Source organism: Curtobacterium sp. VKM Ac-2889 (genome assembly GCF_015350855.1).
Taxonomy (GTDB): Bacteria; Actinomycetota; Actinomycetes; order Actinomycetales; family Microbacteriaceae; genus Curtobacterium; species Curtobacterium poinsettiae.
In genome coordinates, this window is the sequence record NZ_JADKSC010000003.1 from 234445 (window position 1) to 253657 (window position 19213).

Below are 19213 nucleotides of genomic sequence, written 5' to 3' on the forward strand. Positions count from 1 at the left end.
GTTCCGTGCCGGGTTGATCGCCCCGTGCGAGCCTGCAGGCGCGCACGGGGCGGCTGGTCCCGCACCGGCCGATCAACCCCGCACCGTGCGGCGCTGCTCCGCGACGCCTGCGACGCCGGCGACGCGCGTGCCGCGCCGGTGAACGGCCTGGAGGCCCGGCGCGGCTGCTCGACGTGCGTCCCGTCGGCACGGTGCGGACTTCGCGAGCGGCAGCCGGGTTGATCGCCCCGTGCGAGCCTGCAGGCGCGCACCGAGCGGCTCGTGCCGCACGAGCCGGCGAGCCTCGCACCGTGCCGAGCGGCGATCCTCGCGCACAGCGGCGGGGACACCGTAGGGAACCCGCGCCGCCGGCCCGCCGCCACTAGGCTTGCCCCGTGGTCACACGGCTTTCGCATCTGTTCCTCCGTACGCTCCGCGACGACCCCTCCGACGCCGAGGTGACGAGCCACAAGCTGCTCGTCCGCGCCGGGTACGTCCGTCGCCAGTCCCCGGGGATCTTCGCCTGGCTGCCGCTCGGCCTCCGGGTGCGCGCCAAGATCGAGGCGATCATCCGCGACGAGATGGTCGCAGCCGGTGCACAGGAGGTCCTGCTGCCCGCGCTCCTGCCGCGTGAGCCGTACGAGGCGACGAACCGCTGGACCGAGTACGGCGACGGCATGTTCCGCCTGCAGGACCGCAAGGGGTCCGACTACCTGCTCGCCCCCACGCACGAGGAGATGTTCGCGCTCCTGGTGAAGGACCTGTACTCGTCCTACAAGGACCTGCCGGTCACCCTGTTCCAGATCCAGGACAAGTACCGCGACGAGGCCCGGCCCCGCGCCGGCCTCCTGCGCGGCCGCGAGTTCACGATGAAGGACGCGTACTCGTTCGACCTCACGGACGAGGGGCTCGAGCGCAGCTACCAGGTCATGCGCGATGCGTACGAGAAGATCTTCGCCCGCCTGGGCCTCGACTACGTCATCGTCAAGGCCGATGCCGGCGCGATGGGCGGCTCCAAGTCCGAGGAGTTCCTGCACCCGATCGGCGTCGGCGAGGACACCTTCGTCCGCAGCGCCGGCGGTTACGCGGCCAACGTCGAGGCGTACGTCACCCCGGTCCCCGAGTCCCTGCCGGTCGAGGGCCAGCCCGAACCCGTGCTCCTGCCGGCGTCGGACACCCCGACGATCGACACCCTCGTCGCCCACGCCAACCAGGTCGCCCCGCGCGACGGCGCACCGTGGACCGCGGCCGACACGCTGAAGAACGTCGTCCTCGCGCTCACGCACCTCGACGGCACGCGGGAGGTCGTGGTCGTCGGCCTGCCCGGTGACCGCGACGTCGACCTGAAGCGTGCCGAGGTGTCGTTCGCCCCGGCCGAGGTCGAGGCCGCCGGCGACGACGACTTCAAGAAGCACCGTGGCCTGGTGAAGGGCTACATCGGCCCGCAGGTCCTCGGCGCCGACAGCGCCACCGGCATCCGCTACTTCGTCGACCCGCGCGTGGTCGACGGCACGAGCTGGATCACCGGCGCCAACGAGCGCGGCGTGCACGTCTCCGCCCTCGTCGCCGGCCGCGACTTCGTGGCCGACGGTGTCGTCGAGGTCTCCGACGTCCGTGCCGGCGACCCGTCCCCGGACGGCTCCGGCCCCCTCGAGACCGCCCGCGGCATGGAGATCGGGCACGTCTTCCAGCTCGGTCGCAAGTACGCCGAGGCGCTCGGCCTCAAGGTGCAGGACGAGAACGGCAAGCTCGCCACGGTGACGATGGGCTCCTACGGCATCGGCGTGACCCGCATCCTCGCGATCCTGGCCGAGTCCCACAACGACGAGAAGGGCCTGGTCTGGCCGAAGAACGTCGCACCGTTCGACGTGCACATCGTCGCCACGGGTCGCGACCAGGTCGCCTACGAGCTGGCATCCTCGGTCGTCGCCGAGCTCGAGGGCGAACGGTTCGACGTGCTCTACGACGACCGCCCGAAGGTGTCGCCCGGCGTGAAGCTCCGTGACGCCGAACTGCTCGGCATGCCGATCGTCGTCGTCGCGGGTCGCGGCGCCGCCGACGGCGTCGTCGAGCTGTGGGACCGTGCGACGGGCGACCGCCGCGACGTGCCGGTGGCCGAACTGCTCGACGCGGTCCGCGCGATCTGACACGACGCCGTCGTGTCCGCTGGACACCGCCGATCCGACGAGACGCCGCCCGATCGGGCGGCGTCTCGCGCATCTGGCGGCGTCTCGGCGAGACGACGGCGTGTCACGACCTGGACGTGACCACCTGACGGACGGGAGGCCCGTGGCGACGCCGCCACGGGCCTCCTGTCCGCCGTCTGGTTCTGGGGTACGCTTGTGGCCGACTTCTGCGCAGTTCCACCCCGCAGGAGCGACTCATCTGAATACGGAGGCACCTCGGTGAAGATCGATCTCGCAGTCCTGCGACTCATGGAGCGCGAGCGGGAGATCCCGTTCGACGAGCTCGTCCAGATCATCGAATCTGCCATCCTGACCGCCTACCAGAAGCACGCCGACGAGAACGGCGAGCCGGCCCACGCGCAGTCGCGTGTGGAGCTCGACCGCAAGTCCGGCGAGGTCAGCGTCTACGTCCCCGAGCTCGACGACGAGGGCACCGTCATCGGTGAAGCCGTCGACCAGCCGAGCGACTTCGGGCGCATCGCGGCCTTCGCGGCGAAGCAGGTCATCAACCAGCGCCTGCGCGACATCGGCGACGACAAGATCCTCGGCGAGTTCCGCGGCAAGGAAGGCGACATCGTCGCCGGCGTGGTCCAGCAGGGCCCGAACCCGAAGATGGTGCACGTCGACCTCGGCACGATCGAGGCGATCCTGCCGCCCGAGGAGCAGGTGCCGGGGGAGTCCTACACGCACGGCTCCCGCATCCGCGTCTACGTGACGAGTGTCGCCCGCGGCAACAAGGGTCCGCAGATCACCGTCTCGCGCACGCACCCGGGCCTGGTCCGGAAGCTCTTCGCGCTCGAGGTCCCGGAGATCGCGTCCGGCGTCGTCGAGATCACCTCCCTCGCCCGCGAGGCCGGTCACCGCACGAAGATCGCCGTCAAGGCCAACGAGCCCGGTGTCAACGCGAAGGGCGCCTGCATCGGCGAGCTCGGCGCACGTGTCCGGTCCGTCACGAACGAGCTCGGTGCCGAGAAGATCGACATCGTCGACTACTCGTCCGACCTGGCGTCGTTCGTCGCGAGCGCCCTGTCGCCGGCCAAGGTGACGAGCGCGTTCGTGCTCGACGCCTCGACCAAGGCCGTCCGCGCACTCGTGCCGGACTACCAGCTGTCGCTCGCGATCGGCAAGGAAGGTCAGAACGCCCGCCTCGCCGCGAAGCTCACCGGTGCACGCATCGACATCCAGCCGGACTCCATCCTGGACGGCGAGGACTAGGACGATTTCGCCCCCGGCGTGCCCCTCGAGGGCGCGCCGGATCGCGCACGTCCGAGGCAAGGAGTAGAGTGGTTCCCGTCAGAACGTGCATCGGCAGTCGCCGTCGCGCTTCCCGATCCTCCCTCCTCCGAGTCGTCGCCCTGAGCGATGGCCGTGTCGTGGCGGATCCGAAGGCAGTCATGCCGGGCCGGGGAGCATGGCTCACACCGACCGTCGATGCCTACGATCTGGCCGTCAAGCGCAGGGCTTTCCGCCGTGCGCTCCGGTTGGATCGCGATCCCGACACGTCCGCGGTGCTCGACCACATCGCCGGTCTCCCACAGGAACCGGCCGAGCGCCCGGACATGACAGAACAGGCTGAACGGCTTATGGACAACTGATGAGCGGCTCGAAGTGAGACCCGTCATCCATTGAGTCCTGCCCCTTCACGGGGTGGGACCCGTGAAGGAGAACAGTGGCTAAACCACGCGTACACGAGATCGCAAGCGAACTCGGCGTCGACAGCAAGACCGCACTCGAAAAGCTCAAGGAGCTCGGCGAGTTCGTCCGGGGCGCCAGCTCGAGCATCGAGCCCCCCGTGGCACGGAAGCTCCGTGCCGCCCTGCAGGCAGACGGCGTCCCCGCGTCGAAGCCCGCCGACTCGGCGTCCGCGCCGAGCGCACCCGCCAAGGCCAGCGCGCCGAAGTCGAGTGCACCCAAGCCCGGCGGCCCCCGTCCGGGTCCGGCTCGTCCGGCCCCCGCGCCGGAGCCCGAGGCCCCGGCAGCACCCGCTGCCGACGTGCCGGCACCGGCCGCACCGAAGTCCGTCGCCCAGCGACAGGCCGAGGCCGAGGCCGCGCAGAAGGCCCGTGCCGAGAAGCAGGCCGCTGAGCAGCAGGCCGCCGCGCAGGCCGGCGACTCGACCGACGAAGCACCGAAGTCCGACGCGGTGAAGCCGGGCAGCAGCCCGAAGGCTCCCGCGGCGGCCGGTCCGAAGCCGGGTGGCCCCAAGCCCGGTGCACGTCCGGGCAACAACCCGTACTCGTCGAACCAGGGCATGGGCTCGCGCCCGCCGCGCCCCGGCAACAACCCGTACTCCTCCAACCAGGGCATGGGCCAGCGCCCTGCCGCCGGCGCAGCCGGTGGCGGTGGCATCCCGCGTCCGCAGCCCCCGCGTCCGGGCACGCCCCGTCCGGGTGCTCCGCGTCCGGGTGGTCCCGGTCAGGGCAACCGTCCCAACGGCTTCGGGCAGCGCCCGGGCCAGGGTGGTGGCCGTGGCGGCCCCGGTGCACGTCCGGGTGCCGGCGGCGGTGCCGGTGGCGGCTTCCCGCGTCCGGCCTTCAGCGGCCCGCGTCCCGCCGGTGGCGGTGGCCGTGGTCGTGGCCCCGGTGGTGGTACCGCGGGTGCGTTCGGTCGCGGTGGCGGCAAGAGCCGTGCCCGCAAGTCGAAGCGGACGAAGCGCGCCGAGTACGAGATGCGTCAGGCCCCGTCGCTCGGCGGTGTGCAGGTCCCTCGTGGCGACGGCAACACGGTCGTCCGACTCCGTCGTGGTGCGAGCATCTCGGACTTCGCGGACAAGATCGACGCCATGCCCGGCAACCTCGTGACGGTGCTGTTCCACCTCGGTGAGATGGCGACCGCGACCGAGTCGCTGGACGAGGCCACGTTCGAGGTCCTGGGCGACGAGCTGGGCTACAAGATCCAGATCGTCTCGCCCGAGGACGAGGACAAGGAGCTCCTCGAGGGCTTCGACATCGACCTCGAAGCAGAACTCGAGGACGAAGACGACGACGTGCTGCAGCAGCGGCCGCCGGTGGTCACCGTCATGGGTCACGTCGACCACGGCAAGACCCGCCTCCTCGACGCGATCCGCAACTCGAAGGTCGTCGAGGGCGAGGCCGGTGGCATCACCCAGCACATCGGTGCGTACCAGATCGTCGCCCAGCACGAGGGCATCGACCGCCCGATCACCTTCATCGACACCCCGGGTCACGAGGCCTTCACGGCCATGCGTGCTCGTGGTGCCCAGGTGACGGACATCGCGATCCTCGTGGTCGCGGCGGACGACGGCATCATGCCCCAGACCATCGAGGCGTTGAACCACGCGCAGTCGGCCGGTGTGCCGATCGTCGTCGCGGTCAACAAGATCGACAAGGAAGGCGCGAACCCCGCCAAGGTCCGCCAGCAGCTCACCGAGTACAACCTGGTGGCCGAGGAGTACGGCGGCGACGTCATGTTCGTCGACGTGTCGGCGCGGCAGAACATCGGCATCCAGGAGCTCCTGGACGCCGTGCTGCTCACCGCGGACGCCGGTCTCGACCTGCGTGCCAACCCCGACAAGGACGCACGTGGTGTGGCGATCGAAGCCCGACTCGACAAGGGTCGCGGTGCAGTCGCCACGGTGCTCATCCAGTCCGGCACGCTCCACGTCGGTGACGCCATCGTGGCCGGCACGGCGTACGGCCGTGTCCGTGCGATGACGGACGAGAACGGGGTCGCGGTCAAGGCTGCGACGCCGAGCCGCCCGGTCCAGGTGCAGGGTCTGTCCTCGGTGCCCCGCGCCGGTGACACCTTCCTCGTCACGGAAGAAGACCGCACGGCCCGTCAGATCGCTGAGAAGCGTGAAGCGGCCGAGCGCAACGCCCTGCTGGCGAAGTCGCGCAAGCGCATCTCGCTCGAGGACTTCACCCGTGCGCTCGAAGAGGGCAAGGTCGAGTCGCTCAACCTCATCATCAAGGGTGACGTCTCCGGTGCCGTCGAGGCACTCGAGCAGTCGCTCCTCGACATCGAGGTCGACGACAGCGTCCAGCTCCGCATCCTGCACCGCGGTGTCGGTGCGATCACGGAGTCGGACATCGACCTCGCCACGATCGACAACGCCATCGTCATCGGCTTCAACGTCCGTCCGGACGTCAAGGCCCGTGAACGTGCGGCGCGCGAAGGCATCGACGTGCGCTTCTACTCGGTCATCTACAACGCACTCGACGACATCGAGCAGTCCCTCAAGGGCATGCTCAAGCCCGAGTACGAAGAGGTCCAGTCGGGCGTCGCCGAGATCCGCGAGGTGTTCCGTTCCTCGAAGTTCGGCAACATCGCGGGTGTCATCGTCCGCTCCGGCACGATCACGCGCAACGCCAAGGCGCGCGTCATCCGCGAGGGCGTCGTGGTCGCCGATGGCCTGGCCATCGAGTCGCTGCGTCGCTTCAAGGACGACGTGACCGAGGTCCGCACGGACTTCGAAGCCGGTATCGGTCTGGGCAAGTTCAACGACATCCAGATCGGCGACGAGGTCGAGACGACCGAACTCGTCGAGAAGCCGCGCGACTGATCGCGTGACTCCTCTGGGCCCCGGCCTCCCGACGCGGGAGGCCGGGGCCCGACCCCTTTCCCACGCAGGACCACCGGCGGGAAGTGTCCCGCCACTGCCTCAGGAGGCACCCACATGGCCGATCCGCAGCGCGCACGCAAGATGGCGGACCGCATCAAGGAAGTCGTCGCACGTCGACTCGACAAGGGTCTGCGGGACCCGCGACTCGGGTTCGTCACGATCACCGACGTCCGTGTGACCGGTGACCTGCAGCACGCGTCGATCTTCTACACCGTCTACGGCACCGACGAGGAGCGCGCAGACTCCGCAGCGGCGCTCAAGGCCGCGACCGGCATGCTCCGGTCCGAGGTCGGCAAGAACATCACCGCCCGGCTCACGCCGTCGCTGGAGTTCATCGCGGACGCCCTGCCCGAGACGTCGGCGCACATGGAGGACCTGCTCGTGCAGGCCCAGGTGCGCGACGAGCAGGTCCGTGCGGCCTCGGTCGGCGCGACGTACGCCGGCGACGCCGACCCGTACAAGCGCGACGAGGACGACGAGGACGACGACTCCGAGGACGACGGCGCCGCCGAAGCCCGTTCCTAGACCCCGGGCAGCTGGTAGCCGCTCGCGTCGTCGCCGACGGCGAGACCGTCACGCAGCAGCGACGCGAGCGCCCGGTCGCGCTGGTCTGCGTCCGGCCACACCGGTTCGATCTCGGACCGGGTGACCGGCACGTCGCTGGAGCGCAGCTCGGCCATGATCAGCCCGCGGACCTGCCGATCACTGCCGGCGAACTTCGCCTGGCGCGGTGCCCGCGGTCCGTCGTGCTCCGGGTAGCCGGCAGCACGCCAGGCGCAGCGGTCCGCGATCGGGCAGGCGTCGCACGCGGGGGAGCGTGAGACGCACACCAGGGCGCCGAGCTCCATCACGGCGGCGTTCGTGGCCGCGGCGTCGTCACGGTCCACCGGCAGGACGGACTCCATCAGCGGGAGGTCCTGCTTCGCCTTCGCCGGCCCGGGTTCGCCCTGGCCGAGGACCGCCCGTGCGAGCACGCGGCGAACGTTGACGTCGACGACCGGGTGCCGGTCGCCGTAGGCGAAGACCGCGACGGCCCGTGCGGTGTAGTCGCCGATGCCCGGCAGCGCGAGCAGGGCGTCGACGTCCCGAGGCACCACGTTGCCGTGGTCGGTCGCGATCGCGGTCGCCGCGGCGTGCAGCGCGAGCGCGCGTCTCGGGTAGCCGAGCCGGTCCCAGGCGCGCACCGCCTCGGACGGAGGCGATTCTGCGAGGTCGCGAGGCGTCGGCCACCGGGTGAGCCACGCCTCCAGTCGGGGGATCACGCGCGCGACCTGCGTCTGCTGCAGCATGATCTCGCTGACCAGGGTGCCCCAGGCGGGGAAGCCGGGGCGGCGCCACGGCAGGTCCCGCGCCTGCTGCCGGAACCACGCGATCAGCGGGGTGGCGATGTCGGGCTGTTCCGGCGTGGCCGGTTCCTGCACGCCGGCTCCCGCGGTCGGGTTGTCCACATTCTGTCTGGAGGCCCGACTCGCGTTCACCACGACAGCCTACGGTGGACGCATGGCACGCTGGGCACCCGAAGAGACCGACACGATGGCCGCGATCGCTGCAGAGGCGATCGCGCAGGTCGGCACCAACCGCACCGTCATCGGCATCGACGGGCAGGACGGCACCGACCTCGAACGGGTCGCCGCCGCGCTCGTCTCCGGGTTCGAGCAGCACGGGGTCTCCGCCATGGCGGCCGCTGCGCCGTCGGCCGACCAGGACACGCTCCGGGCCGATCTGGTCACGCCCTTCCGCACGACCGGTGCCGGCGACGGCGTGTTGATCGTGCACGGGCGGGGCCTCCTCGCCCCCGGGGTCCGCACCCTGTGGCGCTGGTCGCTGTGGGTGGAGCAGGAAGCCGGGCGGCTCGAGCGCCGGGCCGACGTCAAGATCGCGGCCTCCGCGGTGCTCGACGTCACCGATCCCGAGCACCCCCGCCGTGAGTGGAACGACGCCTGCTGACCGGCGCTGGTAATCTCTCCTGGTGCTCGAAACCGCGCCGGACGGCATCCTCCTCGTCGACAAACCGCAGGGGATCTCCAGCCACCGGGTGGTCTCCATCGCCCGCCGGCGACTCGGCCTGAAGAAGGTCGGCCACGCGGGCACCCTCGACCCCATGGCCACCGGGCTGCTCCTGCTCGGCATCGGGCCGTCGACCCGGTTGCTCACGCACCTGGTGGGGCTCGACAAGACGTACACGGCGACCATCCGGCTCGGTGTGTCGACGGACTCCGACGACGCCGACGGCACGCCCACCACGGCTCCCGGTGTGACCGCTGCCGACGTCTCGGAGGCCGCCGTCGAGGCCGCCGTCGCCGAACAGCGCGGCGTGATCGACCAGGTCCCGTCCACCGTCAGTGCGATCAAGGTCGACGGGCGCCGCGCCTACGACCTGGCGCGGAAGGGTGAGGCGGTCGAACTCAAGTCCCGCACGGTGACCGTCTCGCAGTTCGACGTCACGAACCGCAACGACCGGACCGTCACCGTGGACGGCACGGACGTCGCCGTGGTGGACCTCGACGTCGTCGTCACCTGCTCCTCGGGCACCTACGTCCGTGCGCTCGCCCGTGACGTCGGCGCGACGCTCGGCACCGGCGCACACCTCGTCGCGCTCCGTCGGACCCGGGTCGGACCGTTCGACGTGCAGGACGCGATCGACCTCGAGGACGATGCCGTCGACGTCCGCGCCGCGCTCGCACGTCCTGCGGACATCGCCCGTCGACTGTTCTCCTCCGTCACCCTCGATGCCGCGTCGGCGAAGGACCTCACCGACGGCAAGCGCGTGGCCGCGGAGCACCCCGATTCGGACGGGCCGGTGGCAGCGGTCACCGCCTCCGACGACCGGCTCGTAGGCCTGGTGTCCGTCCGGCGCGGGCTGCTCCGGGTCATCACCAACTTCCCGGCGCCCGGTGCGTCGTCCTCCTCGCAGACCGGAGCGCGCGCGTGATCGAGTGGTTCATGTGGGTGCAACTGGTGCTCGCGGTCGTGGTGGGGCTCTTCGCGGTCGTCGTGGGGTTCATCGGCTGGAAGCCGAACGACTACACCGTCGGCGCACTCGTGCTGATCGAGCTGCTGCTCCTGGTGCAGGGTGTCATCTCGATCGTGCTGCCGGCGACGGGCAGCCCGCCCGACGGCAACGCACTCGAGTTCGGGGTGTACGCGGTGTCGGTGCTCCTCGTCCCGCCGGCCGCGGTCGTGTGGGCGCTGATCGACCGGACGAAGTGGAGCACCGTCGTGCTCGGCGCCGGGGCATTCACCGTCGCGGTGATGGTCTACCGGATGTACCAGATCTGGTTCGCGCTGAACTGACGTCGCAGGTCATGCGCGCAGCCGCGCGTCGGTAGAATCGGTGCAATGGCGACCAGATCCTCACTCGCGACCGGCATCGGCCGCGTCCTCATCGCCGTGTACGGCATCCTCGCGCTGGCGGCGACCGGACGCAGCGTCGTGCAGATCATCGAGAAGTTCTCGTTCGCACCGTTCGCGTACACGCTCAGCGCCGTCGCCGCGGTGGTGTACATCGTCGCGATGATCGCCCTCATCATGCCCGGTCGGTTCTGGTACCGGGTCGCCTGCGTCACGATCGCGTTCGAGATGACCGGGGTGCTCGTCATCGGCACCCTGTCGCTGTTCGACCGTCAGCTGTTCCCCGACGACACCATCTGGTCGTACTACGGCATGGGCTACGCCTTCGCGCCGCTCGTGCTCCCGATCGCCGGGCTCTGGTGGCTCCGCAAGCACCACCGCACCGCGGTCGCCGAGCCGACACCGGTTGCGTCCTCGTCCACTGCCCCGGCGAGCGAGTAGGGGCCGCCGTGCAGTTCTACGAGGACACCGCCGACGTGGCGGACGGGTTCGGGCCGAGTGCGGTCACCATCGGCAAGTTCGACGGTGTGCACGTCGGGCACCGAGCCGTCATCGCGCACCTGGAGCGTGCTGCGCGCGAGCACGACCTCGTGGCGACCGTGGTCACGTTCGACCGGCACCCGCTCAACGTGATCGACCCACCGCACGTCCCGCCGGCCCTGACGAGCACCGCGCAACGCCGCGAGCTGCTCGAGGACGCCGGGGTCGACGCGACCCTGCTGCTCCGCTTCGACCAGGAACTCCAGTCGAAGTCGCCCGAGGCGTTCGTGTCCGAGATCCTCGTCGACACCCTGCACGCCCGCCTGGTGTTCGTCGGCAGTGACTTCCGCTTCGGCGCGAAGGGCGCCGGTGACGTCTCCCTGCTGCGTGTCCTGGGGGAGCAGCACGGGTTCACGGTCGAGCTCATCGACGACGTGGACCTGATCGACGACGTCCGACCCGACGACGAGCGCCGGGTGTCCTCCACCTGGATCCGTGAGCTGCTCGGCCAGGGCCGCGTCGCCGAGGCCGCACGGCTCCTCGGGCGTGAACACGCCGTCCGCAGCGTCGTGGTGCACGGCAACCAGCGCGGCCGCGCGATGGGGTACCCCACCGCGAACCTCGATCCGGCGTGCGAGGGGTTCGTCCCCGCCGACGGTGTCTACGCTGCGCGGGTGCTCCACGACGGCACGGTCTACCCGGCTGCGGTGTCGGTCGGCAACAACCCGACGTTCGAGGGCGTGCCGGCCAAGCAGATCGAGGCACACCTGCTCGACGTCGACATCGACCTGTACGGCGACCGGATCTCGGTGCTCTTCGTGTCGTACGTTCGCGGCATGGTGAAGTTCTCGTCGATGGACGAGCTCGCCGCGCAGATGCGCCAGGACGACCTGGACATCCGACTGCTCCTCGGGCTGCCCGCGCCGGTCTGAGCCGCGTGTCCGCCGTCCCCGCGATCACGCTGATCCGGCCTGCACGCTGATCCGGCCTGCACGCTGAGTCGGCCTGCACGCTGTGCTCGGCCCGCACGACGACGCCCCCGTGACCGTTCCGGTCGCGGGGGCGTCGTGGGTGGTGCTGCGGCTCAGCCGCCCAGGGCGTCGAGCCAGATCTTGCGGGCGTCGAGGGCTTCCTGCGCGTCCTTGATCTTCCGGGCGTCACCGGTGGCCTGGGCCGCGGCGAGCTCGGACTGGAGCTTGCCGATGGCGTCCTCGAGCTGGCTCGCGAGACCGTTCTGACGGGCCTTGCGCTCCGGGTTCGATTCCTTCCAGTGCGCGTCCTCGAGCCCACGGACGTGGTCCTCGATCGCGCGCAGGCGGTCCTCGACACGACGGACATCGGCGCGGGGGACCTTGCCGATCTCGTCCCACCGGCGCTGGATCCCGGTCAGGGTCTTGCGCGCGGCGACCCGGTCGGTCGCCTGCAGGAGCGGCTCGGCCTCGGTCAGCAGGGCCTGCTTCGCTTCGAGGTTGGCGGAGAACTCTTCGTTCTCGGCCGCGCTCTCGGCGTGGCGCTGCTCGAACAGCACGTCACCGGCGGCCTTGAAGCGGGCCCAGAGTGCGTCGTCGTGCCGCTTGCCCGCACGCCCGGCGTTCTTCCAGTCGTCGAGGAGCTGACGGTAGTCCGGGATCGCGTCGGAGCCGCGGGGTGCGAGGGCCTCGGCCTGCGCCACGAGCTCCTGCTTGCGGGTCCGGGCGTCACGGTGCTGTGCGTCCAGCTCGGAGTAGAAGGCACGACGGTGCTGGTCGACGGTGGACCGCGCTGCGCGGAACCGCTTCCAGAGGTCGTTCGCCTCGTTCTTGGGGATCCGGGGCCCGTCGTGCTGGTGCTGCTGCCAGCGTGCGAACACGTCGTCGAGCTGCGCCGTGATCTGCTTCCACTGCGCGCGCGCCGGGTCGACCGCGGCGAGTGCCTCGGCTTCCTCCACCAGGGCGGTACGGTGCGCCAGCGCGTCCTGCAGGGCCTGCTGCGCCTGCTCTGCCTGCTCCTTGGTGAGCGAGCCGAGCTGCTCGGCCAGGACACCCACGCGGGTCTCGAGCGACTTGATGTCGCCCACCACCCGTGCGTCGGCCACCAGGGCCGTCAGGTGCTCGACCGTCCGGGCGACGTCGTTCGCCGACGCGCCGCGCTGGACGCGCTGCTCGGCGATCTTCACCTGCCCCTCGAGGTCGGCGTACTTCCGCGCGAAGTAGGCGAGTGCTTCTTCGGGGGTGGCGTCCGGGTACTCACCGACAGCACGTTCGGTCTCTTCGTACCGGACGTACACGGTCCCGTTCTCGTCGACCCGCCCCCAGGTCGTTGCTTCGTCAGATCCCACAGGTCTCGCCTCGATCGTGGTCGTGCATCGCCGACGTCACCGTCGGCACGGTCAGGTCGTCAGCCTATTGCACGGACGGGCTCCGCCGCCCGACCGGTGCGACGGGTTGTGGACTACTTCTGCTCCGCGATGGTCGCGTCGGTGATCTTCGTCGCCACCTTCGGCTCGCCGGTGCCGTCGCTGCCGGGGGATGCGATGCCCTTCGCAGCGATCTCCGACTCGAGCTCGGACAGGCCGCTCGTGACCTTCCCGACGACCGTGTAGCCGCCTGTGGAGCCGTCGAGCGTGGTGTCCCCGTAGACGATGAAGAACTGCGTCGACTGCGAGTAGGGGGAGTCCGACCGAGCGATCGCGATCGTGCCCTTCTCGTAGACGCCGTCCTTCGGCACGTTCTCGAGCGGGCCGTACTCGAAGCCCGCGTCGCCGGTACCGTCGCCGTTCGCGGATCCGCACTGCAGGAACTTCAGACCGGCGCTGTCGGCGAGTCGGTGGCACGTGGTGCCGTTGTAGAACTGGTCGCGGATCAACGAGATCTCGGCACTCGCGGCCTGCGGTGCCTTCGCCCCGTCGAGCTCGATGCCGAGGTCGATGCTCTTGTTCAGCGTGAGCGTGCCCGTCCAGGTCGCGCCCTTCGCGATGGACTTGCTCGGCACGTCGCCGGTGTTGCCGGCCGTCGCACTGGCCGACGGCGTCGCCGTGGACGACGCGGAGGTGCTCGGTGTCGGGGCGTCCGACCCCCGCGACCCGGCGAAGGCGAGCTGCGACCCTGTGGCGAGGGCCGCGACGAGGACGAGGGCGCCTGCACCGATCAGGTTGTCGCGCACACGGCGGCTGCGCTGCCGCTCGTGCAGGCCCTGACGGGCTTGGTAGAGGCGGAGCCGCTCGCGCGCCTCACGGTTGTCACGCGCTGGGTTCTTCGGTGCCACGGTGCTGGTCTGCCCTCTCGTCGCAGTGTGCAACGAGCGTAGCCGAACGGTCACCACCACCGGCTCGGAGGCGCGGCGTGCGTCGGTGGTGCGGCTTACGATTGCAGGATGGCAGCGGATCGTTCGGGCATGCACGCGCCCACCACGGGTGGTCGCGCCGGTCTCGCGCAGGGTTCCGTCCCGCTCGCCGTCCGGATGCGACCGACCAGCCTCGACGAGGTCGCCGGCCAGCAGCACCTGCTCGGGCGGGGCTCACCCCTCGTGCAGCTCGCCACCGGCACGCGTGACAACCCCGGCGGGGTCTCCGTGATCCTCTGGGGTCCGCCCGGCACCGGGAAGACCACGCTGGCGCAGGCCATCGCACGCCAGTCCGGCCGCGAGTTCGTCGAGCTCTCCGCCGTGACCGCCGGCGTGAAGGACGTTCGCGAGGTCATGGAGAAGGCACTGACCCACCGCGACCTGTACGGGTCGACCACGGTGCTGTTCCTCGACGAGATCCACCGCTTCAGCAAGGCCCAGCAGGACGCCCTGCTGCCCGGCGTCGAGAACGGGTGGGTGATCCTGATCGCCGCCACCACCGAGAACCCGTCGTTCTCGGTCATCTCGCCGCTGCTCTCCCGCTCGCTGCTCCTGACGCTCAAACCACTCACCGATCCCGACCTCGGCATGCTCGTCGACCGTGCGGTCGAGGACCCCCGGGGCCTCGGCGGCGCCGTCGTCCTGGGCGACGAAGCCCGCAGTGCGATCATCCGGCTCGCCTCCGGCGACGCCCGACGCGCCCTCACCGCGCTCGAGGCCGCTGCGGCATCGGCCACCGCGGCGCAGGACGATGACGACGACACCGTGCCCGTCGTCGACGCCGACACCGTCGCCGCCGCGGTCGACCGGGCACTGCTCCGCTACGACCGACAGGGCGACGAGCACTACGACGTCATCAGCGCGTTCATCAAGTCGGTACGGGGGAGCGACGTCGACGCAGCCCTGCACTACCTCGCCCGCATGATCGAGGCCGGCGAGGACTCCCGGTTCATCGCGCGGCGGATCATCATCTCCGCGTCCGAGGACATCGGCATGGCCGACCCGCAGGCGCTGTCCATCGCGGTCGCCGCGGCGCAGGCCGTCCAGCTCATCGGCATGCCCGAGGGCCGCATCCCCCTGGCCGAGGCGGTCGTCTACCTGGCGACGGCACCGAAGTCGAACGCCGCCTACAACGGGGTGAACCAGGCGATGGCCGACGTCAAGGCGGGGCGGATGGGCACCGTGCCGATGCACCTGCGCGACGCGCACTACGCCGGGGCGAAGCGACTCGGGCACGGCAAGGGGTACGTCTACTCGCACGACGCCGAGCACGGGGTCGCCGAGCAGCAGTACCTGCCGGACGCCCTCGAGGGCACCGAGTACTACACCCCGACGGCCAACGGGTACGAGCGAGAGGTCGGGCCGCGGCTCGAACGACTCCGGAAGATCACACGCGGGCACTAGTGTCGGTGCTTCTTCGCCGGGCTGGATGCTGCTAGCATTGACGGGCCTACGTCCTGGTCCTCGAGCACGGCTGCGTCGAGGACAGAGTGCCACTCCGGTGGTACGGGGGCAGAGGTTCGGACTGTAGCCGTCCGATCCCACAGGCTCATCCCTCTGGATCCCGTCGTCGGGACCGAGCACGTGCTGCACCACTGAGCGTGCTGTTGGAGTGCCCGGCGAGTATTCAGTTCGAACAGAGAAAAGGACCCTGTGTCTACCAAGTCACGTACCCGCAGCAAGACCCGCCTGTCGCGCGCGCTCGGCATCCCGCTGACGCCGAAGGCGGCCCGTTACCTCGAGAAGCGCCCCTACGGGCCCGGTGAGCACGGCCGTACGCGCCGTCGTGCGGACAGCGACTACGCCGTCCGCCTCCGTGAGAAGCAGCGTCTGCGCGCCCAGTACGGTATCCGCGAGAAGCAGCTCCGCATCGTCTTCGAAGAGGCCCGCAAGACGAAGGGCCTGACCGGTGAGAACCTGGTCGAGCTCCTCGAGCAGCGCCTCGACGCCCTCGTGGTCCGTGCCGGGTTCGCCCGCACCACCGCGCAGGCCCGTCAGCTGATCGTGCACCGTCACATCCTGGTCGACGGCAAGCTCGTCGACCGCCCCTCCTTCCGCGTCAAGGAGGGCCAGCTGATCCACGTCAAGGCGAAGTCCGAGTCGATGGAGCCCTTCCAGGTCGCCGCTGCCGGTGGCCACCAGGAAGTCCTCCCGAAGGTCCCGGGCTACCTCGAGGTCGAGATCGAGAAGCTCCAGGCCCGCCTCGTGCGTCGCCCGAAGCGCGCCGAGGTCCCCGTGACCTGTGAAGTGCAGCTCGTCGTCGAGTACTACGCAGCTCGCTGATCCACTGAACACACCCGAACGGCGGGTCGTCCTCTCGAGGGCGACCCGCCGTTCGGCGTTCCGGCGCCGGCGGCTAAGCTTGTCCGGGCATGCACCGCCCGGGTGCACAGAGGGAGAGGCACCGTGAAGCAGCTGTTCTTCGTCGCCGTCGGCATCGTCATCGGCTTCGCCGTCGCACACCGGGTCGCCCAGACCTCCGGTGGCGCCCGGCTCTTCGCCGAGGTGAACGCCAAGACGAAGGCCTTCACGGGTGCCGTCGCGGACGGCTACCGATCGCGCGACGCCGAGCTCCGCACGGACGTCTGAGCGCTCCGCTTCGAGCTGTCACGACTCTCCTCCACCCACGACCTGAACCCAGGAAGCACCATGCAGACCGCAGAGATCCGCCGCCGTTGGCTCCAGTACTTCGGTGACCGCGGCCACACCGTCGTCCCGTCCGCATCCCTCGTCTCCGACGACCCGTCGCTCCTCTTCACGGTCGCCGGCATGGTGCCGTTCATCCCGTACCTGACCGGGCTCATCCCGGCGCCGTTCCCGCGGGCGACGAGCGTGCAGAAGTGCATCCGGACGAACGACATCGAAGAGGTCGGCAAGACCCCTCGCCACGGCACGTTCTTCCAGATGAACGGGAACTTCTCGTTCGGCGACTACTTCAAGGAGCAGGCGATCCAGTTCGCCTGGGAGTTCCTCACCAAGTCGGAGACCGACGGGGGGCTCGGCTTCTCGCCCGACGACCTCTGGGTCACCGTCTACGAAGAGGACGACGAGGCGATCGCCTTCTGGAAGCAGCACTCGTCGCTGCCCGACGAGCGGATCCAGCGTCTGGGCAAGGACACGAACTACTGGTCGACCGGGCAGCCCGGACCCGCGGGTCCCTGCTCCGAGATCTTCTTCGACCGCGGCCCCGACCACGGCATCGACGGCGGCCCGGCCACCGACGACGACCGCTACGTCGAGATCTGGAACCTCGTCTTCATGCAGTACCAGATCGCCGACGTGCGGTCGAAGTACGACTTCGAGATCACGGGCGAACTGCCGAACAAGAACATCGACACCGGCATGGGGCTCGAGCGCGTCGCCTTCATCAAGCAGGGCGTCGACAACATGTACGAGATCGACCAGGTGCGCCCGGTGCTCGACCGCGCGGCCGAGATCTCCGGCCGTCGCTACGGTGCCGTGCACGAGGACGACGTGCGCATGCGCGTCATCGCCGACCACGTCCGTTCCTCGCTGATGCTCATCGCCGACGGCGTGAGCCCGTCGAACGAGGGCCGCGGGTACATCCTCCGTCGCCTGCTCCGCCGGACCGTGCGCGCCATGCGCCTGCTCGGCGTCGAGGCCGCCACGTTCCCCGAGCTCTTCCCGGCGTCCCGCGACGCGATGCGCGACGCCTACCCCGAGGTGGCGTCCGACTACGACCGGATCTCCCGCATCGCCTACGCGGAAGAGGAGACCTTCCTCCGCACCCTGGCGCAGGGCACGACCATCCTCGACGTCGCGGTCGAGCGCGCGAAGCAGGACGGTGCCCCGTCGATCGGCGGCGACACGGCGTTCCTGCTGCACGACACCTTCGGGTTCCCCATCGACCTGACGATGGAGATGGCCGAGGAAGCCGGCGTGCACGTCGACCGCACGGCGTTCGAGACCCTGATGTCCGAGCAGCGCGCCCGGGCGAAGGCCGACGCGAAGAGCAAGAAGACCGCGATCGCCGACTTGAGCGTCTACAGCGCGTTCCGGGCGAAGGGCGAGACGACCTTCCTGGGCTACGACGCACTCGAGACCGAGACGCGCGTGCTCGGCATCATCGTGGACGGCGTCAGCGTCGACCGCGCGGTGGTGGGCGACATCGCCGAGGTCATCCTCGGCGAGACCTCGCTGTACGCCGAGTCCGGCGGCCAGGACGCCGACCAGGGCTCGATCGTCGGCAACGGGTTCGACCTCGAGGTCCTCGACGTCCAGCGACCGGTCTCCGGGCTCTGGAGCCACACCGTGCAGGTCCGCTCCGGCGAGGTCGGGGTCGGCGACGCCGCGAGCACCGTCGTCGATGCCGAGTACCGCCGTGGCGCGACCCAGGCACACTCCGCGACGCACCTGGTGAACGCGGCGCTCCGCGACATCCTGGGGCCGGAGGCGCTGCAGGCCGGTTCGTACAACAAGTCCGGCTACATGCGCCTCGACTTCTCGTGGTCGCAGCCCGTGTCGCTCGAGACCCGCTCCGAGATCGAGGAGGTCGTGAACACCGCGATCCGCACCGACCTCGAGGTGTCCACGCGCATCCTGCCCATCGACGAGGCGAAGGCCCTCGGCGCGCAGGCCCTGTTCGGTGAGAAGTACGGCGCCGAGGTCCGCATGGTCGACATCGGCGGCCCGTGGTCCCGCGAGCTCTGCGGTGGCACCCACGTGGCCTCGAGTGCACAGATCGGACTCGTCAACCTGGTGGGGGAGTCGAGCGTCGGTTCGACGAACCGCCGCGTCGAAGCGCTGGTCGGGCTCGAGGGGTTCCGCGACCTCGCCGTCGAGCGCACGATCGTGTCGCAGCTCTCCAGCGCGCTCAAGGCACCCCGTGCCGACCTGCCGGCCCGCGTGCAGAACCTGATGGAGGACCTGCGGAGCGCCCAGAAGAAGCTCGCCGAGTACGAGTCGGCGAACCTGCAGCAGCGCGTGCCCGCCATCGCCCGCAACGCCACGACCGTCGGTGCCACCACCGTGGTCGCCGAGACGGTCGACGGACTGCAGTCCGGCGACGACCTGCGCTCGCTCGCCACCGGTGTGCGGGGCCAGCTCGGTGACGGTGCTGCCGTCGTCGTGCTCGGGGCGGTCGTCGGTGGCAAGCCGATCGTGATCGTCGCGACCAACGACGCCGCTCGTGCTGCCGGCGTGCAGGCGGGCCCCCTGGCGAAGGAGGCCGCCGGCGTGCTCGGTGGCGGTGGCGGTGGCAAGCCGGACCTGGCGCAGGGCGGCGGGACCGACGCGGCCGCGCTCCCCGCGGCGCTCCGTGCCGTGACCGCACGGCTCGCGGGCTGACCGTGGG

Annotated in this window: 17 protein-coding genes; 14 read left to right on the forward strand and 3 right to left on the reverse strand. The window is 70.3% G+C overall.

The features are described from left to right. Positions 1–374: 374 nt before the first annotated feature. The 5 genes from ITJ50_RS11295 (at position 375) to rbfA (ending at position 7272) form a co-directional block, all read left to right on the forward strand. Positions 375–2126: a proline--tRNA ligase gene (locus ITJ50_RS11295; protein WP_194590523.1), complete on the forward strand. Its 1752-nt coding sequence runs from the start codon at positions 375–377 to the stop codon at positions 2124–2126. 258 nt (positions 2127–2384) lie between these two features. After that, positions 2385–3380, forward strand: coding sequence for a transcription termination factor NusA (gene nusA / locus ITJ50_RS11300; RefSeq protein WP_031259736.1), 996 nt, complete (start codon positions 2385–2387; stop codon positions 3378–3380). 68 nt (positions 3381–3448) lie between these two features. After that, on the forward strand, positions 3449–3760 hold the full coding sequence (locus tag ITJ50_RS11305) for a YlxR family protein (RefSeq protein WP_042540193.1): 312 nt from the start codon (positions 3449–3451) through the stop codon (positions 3758–3760). Positions 3761–3834: 74 nt separating this feature from the next. Further along, positions 3835–6687 (forward strand): translation initiation factor IF-2, encoded by a 2853-nt coding sequence (infB, locus tag ITJ50_RS11310; protein WP_042540195.1) that lies wholly within the window; start codon positions 3835–3837, stop codon positions 6685–6687. Positions 6688–6801: 114 nt separating this feature from the next. Continuing rightward, positions 6802–7272, forward strand: coding sequence for a 30S ribosome-binding factor RbfA (gene rbfA, locus ITJ50_RS11315; RefSeq protein WP_042540197.1), 471 nt, complete (start codon positions 6802–6804; stop codon positions 7270–7272). On the opposite strand, the gene ITJ50_RS11320 is transcribed toward rbfA, so the two are convergent. Beyond that, positions 7269–8195 (reverse strand): A/G-specific adenine glycosylase, encoded by a 927-nt coding sequence (locus tag ITJ50_RS11320; RefSeq protein ID WP_371831432.1) that lies wholly within the window; start codon positions 8193–8195, stop codon positions 7269–7271. The genes rbfA and ITJ50_RS11320 overlap by 4 nt on opposite strands. A gap of 52 nt (positions 8196–8247) precedes the next feature. Here ITJ50_RS11320 and ITJ50_RS11325 point away from each other — a divergent pair, with 52 nt between their 5' ends. From ITJ50_RS11325 to ITJ50_RS11345, 5 genes are read left to right on the forward strand one after another with little or no spacing between them, the layout of a single operon-like run. Beyond that, complete coding sequence (locus ITJ50_RS11325; RefSeq protein WP_052481889.1) at positions 8248–8694, forward strand: hypothetical protein; 447 nt, start codon at positions 8248–8250, stop codon at positions 8692–8694. A gap of 22 nt (positions 8695–8716) precedes the next feature. Continuing rightward, on the forward strand, positions 8717–9679 hold the full coding sequence (truB, locus tag ITJ50_RS11330) for a tRNA pseudouridine(55) synthase TruB (protein ID WP_194590524.1): 963 nt from the start codon (positions 8717–8719) through the stop codon (positions 9677–9679). Beyond that, positions 9676–10041, forward strand: a complete 366-nt coding sequence (locus tag ITJ50_RS11335) for a hypothetical protein (protein WP_017887160.1) — start codon at positions 9676–9678, stop codon at positions 10039–10041. Before truB ends, ITJ50_RS11335 begins: the two co-directional genes overlap by 4 nt. A gap of 45 nt (positions 10042–10086) precedes the next feature. Further along, positions 10087–10539, forward strand: a complete 453-nt coding sequence (locus tag ITJ50_RS11340) for a hypothetical protein (RefSeq protein WP_194590525.1) — start codon at positions 10087–10089, stop codon at positions 10537–10539. Positions 10540–10547: 8 nt separating this feature from the next. Beyond that, positions 10548–11510 carry a bifunctional riboflavin kinase/FAD synthetase gene (locus tag ITJ50_RS11345; RefSeq protein ID WP_017887162.1) on the forward strand — a complete coding sequence of 321 codons (963 nt, stop codon included), beginning with the start codon at positions 10548–10550 and terminating at the stop codon, positions 11508–11510. A gap of 152 nt (positions 11511–11662) precedes the next feature. Here the strand turns inward: ITJ50_RS11345 and ITJ50_RS11350 are convergent, their stop codons facing one another. Further along, complete coding sequence (locus ITJ50_RS11350) at positions 11663–12895, reverse strand: DUF349 domain-containing protein (RefSeq protein ID WP_017887163.1); 1233 nt, start codon at positions 12893–12895, stop codon at positions 11663–11665. Positions 12896–13008: 113 nt separating this feature from the next. Next, positions 13009–13821, reverse strand: coding sequence for a peptidylprolyl isomerase (locus tag ITJ50_RS11355; RefSeq protein ID WP_017887164.1), 813 nt, complete (start codon positions 13819–13821; stop codon positions 13009–13011). A gap of 129 nt (positions 13822–13950) precedes the next feature. Here ITJ50_RS11355 and ITJ50_RS11360 point away from each other — a divergent pair, with 129 nt between their 5' ends. From ITJ50_RS11360 to alaS, 4 genes are all read left to right on the forward strand, one after another. Then, the gene (locus tag ITJ50_RS11360; protein WP_017887165.1) at positions 13951–15303 is read left to right on the forward strand and encodes a replication-associated recombination protein A; all 1353 of its coding nucleotides are present in this window, start codon (positions 13951–13953) and stop codon (positions 15301–15303) included. 249 nt (positions 15304–15552) lie between these two features. Continuing rightward, a complete protein-coding gene (gene rpsD, locus ITJ50_RS11365) occupies positions 15553–16182 on the forward strand; it encodes a 30S ribosomal protein S4 (protein ID WP_017887166.1) in 630 nt (209 codons plus the stop codon). 123 nt (positions 16183–16305) lie between these two features. Next, entirely contained in the window at positions 16306–16488 is a 183-nt protein-coding gene (locus ITJ50_RS11370; protein WP_017887167.1) for a hypothetical protein, read from the forward strand. A gap of 60 nt (positions 16489–16548) precedes the next feature. Continuing rightward, the gene (gene alaS, locus ITJ50_RS11375) at positions 16549–19206 is read left to right on the forward strand and encodes an alanine--tRNA ligase (protein ID WP_017887168.1); all 2658 of its coding nucleotides are present in this window, start codon (positions 16549–16551) and stop codon (positions 19204–19206) included. Positions 19207–19213: the final 7 nt, after the last annotated feature.

Bases quoted from the DNA above. Each gene is read 5' to 3' on its own strand.
- rbfA (WP_042540197.1), top strand. From the start codon at position 6,802: ATGGCCGATCCGCAGCGCGCACGCAAGATGGCGGACCGCATCAAGGAA.
- ITJ50_RS11325 (WP_052481889.1), top strand. From the start codon at position 8,248: ATGGCACGCTGGGCACCCGAAGAGACCGACACGATGGCCGCGATCGCT.
- ITJ50_RS11360 (WP_017887165.1), top strand. From the start codon at position 13,951: ATGCACGCGCCCACCACGGGTGGTCGCGCCGGTCTCGCGCAGGGTTCC.
- alaS (WP_017887168.1), top strand. From the start codon at position 16,549: ATGCAGACCGCAGAGATCCGCCGCCGTTGGCTCCAGTACTTCGGTGAC.
- ITJ50_RS11340 (WP_194590525.1), top strand. From the start codon at position 10,087: ATGGCGACCAGATCCTCACTCGCGACCGGCATCGGCCGCGTCCTCATC.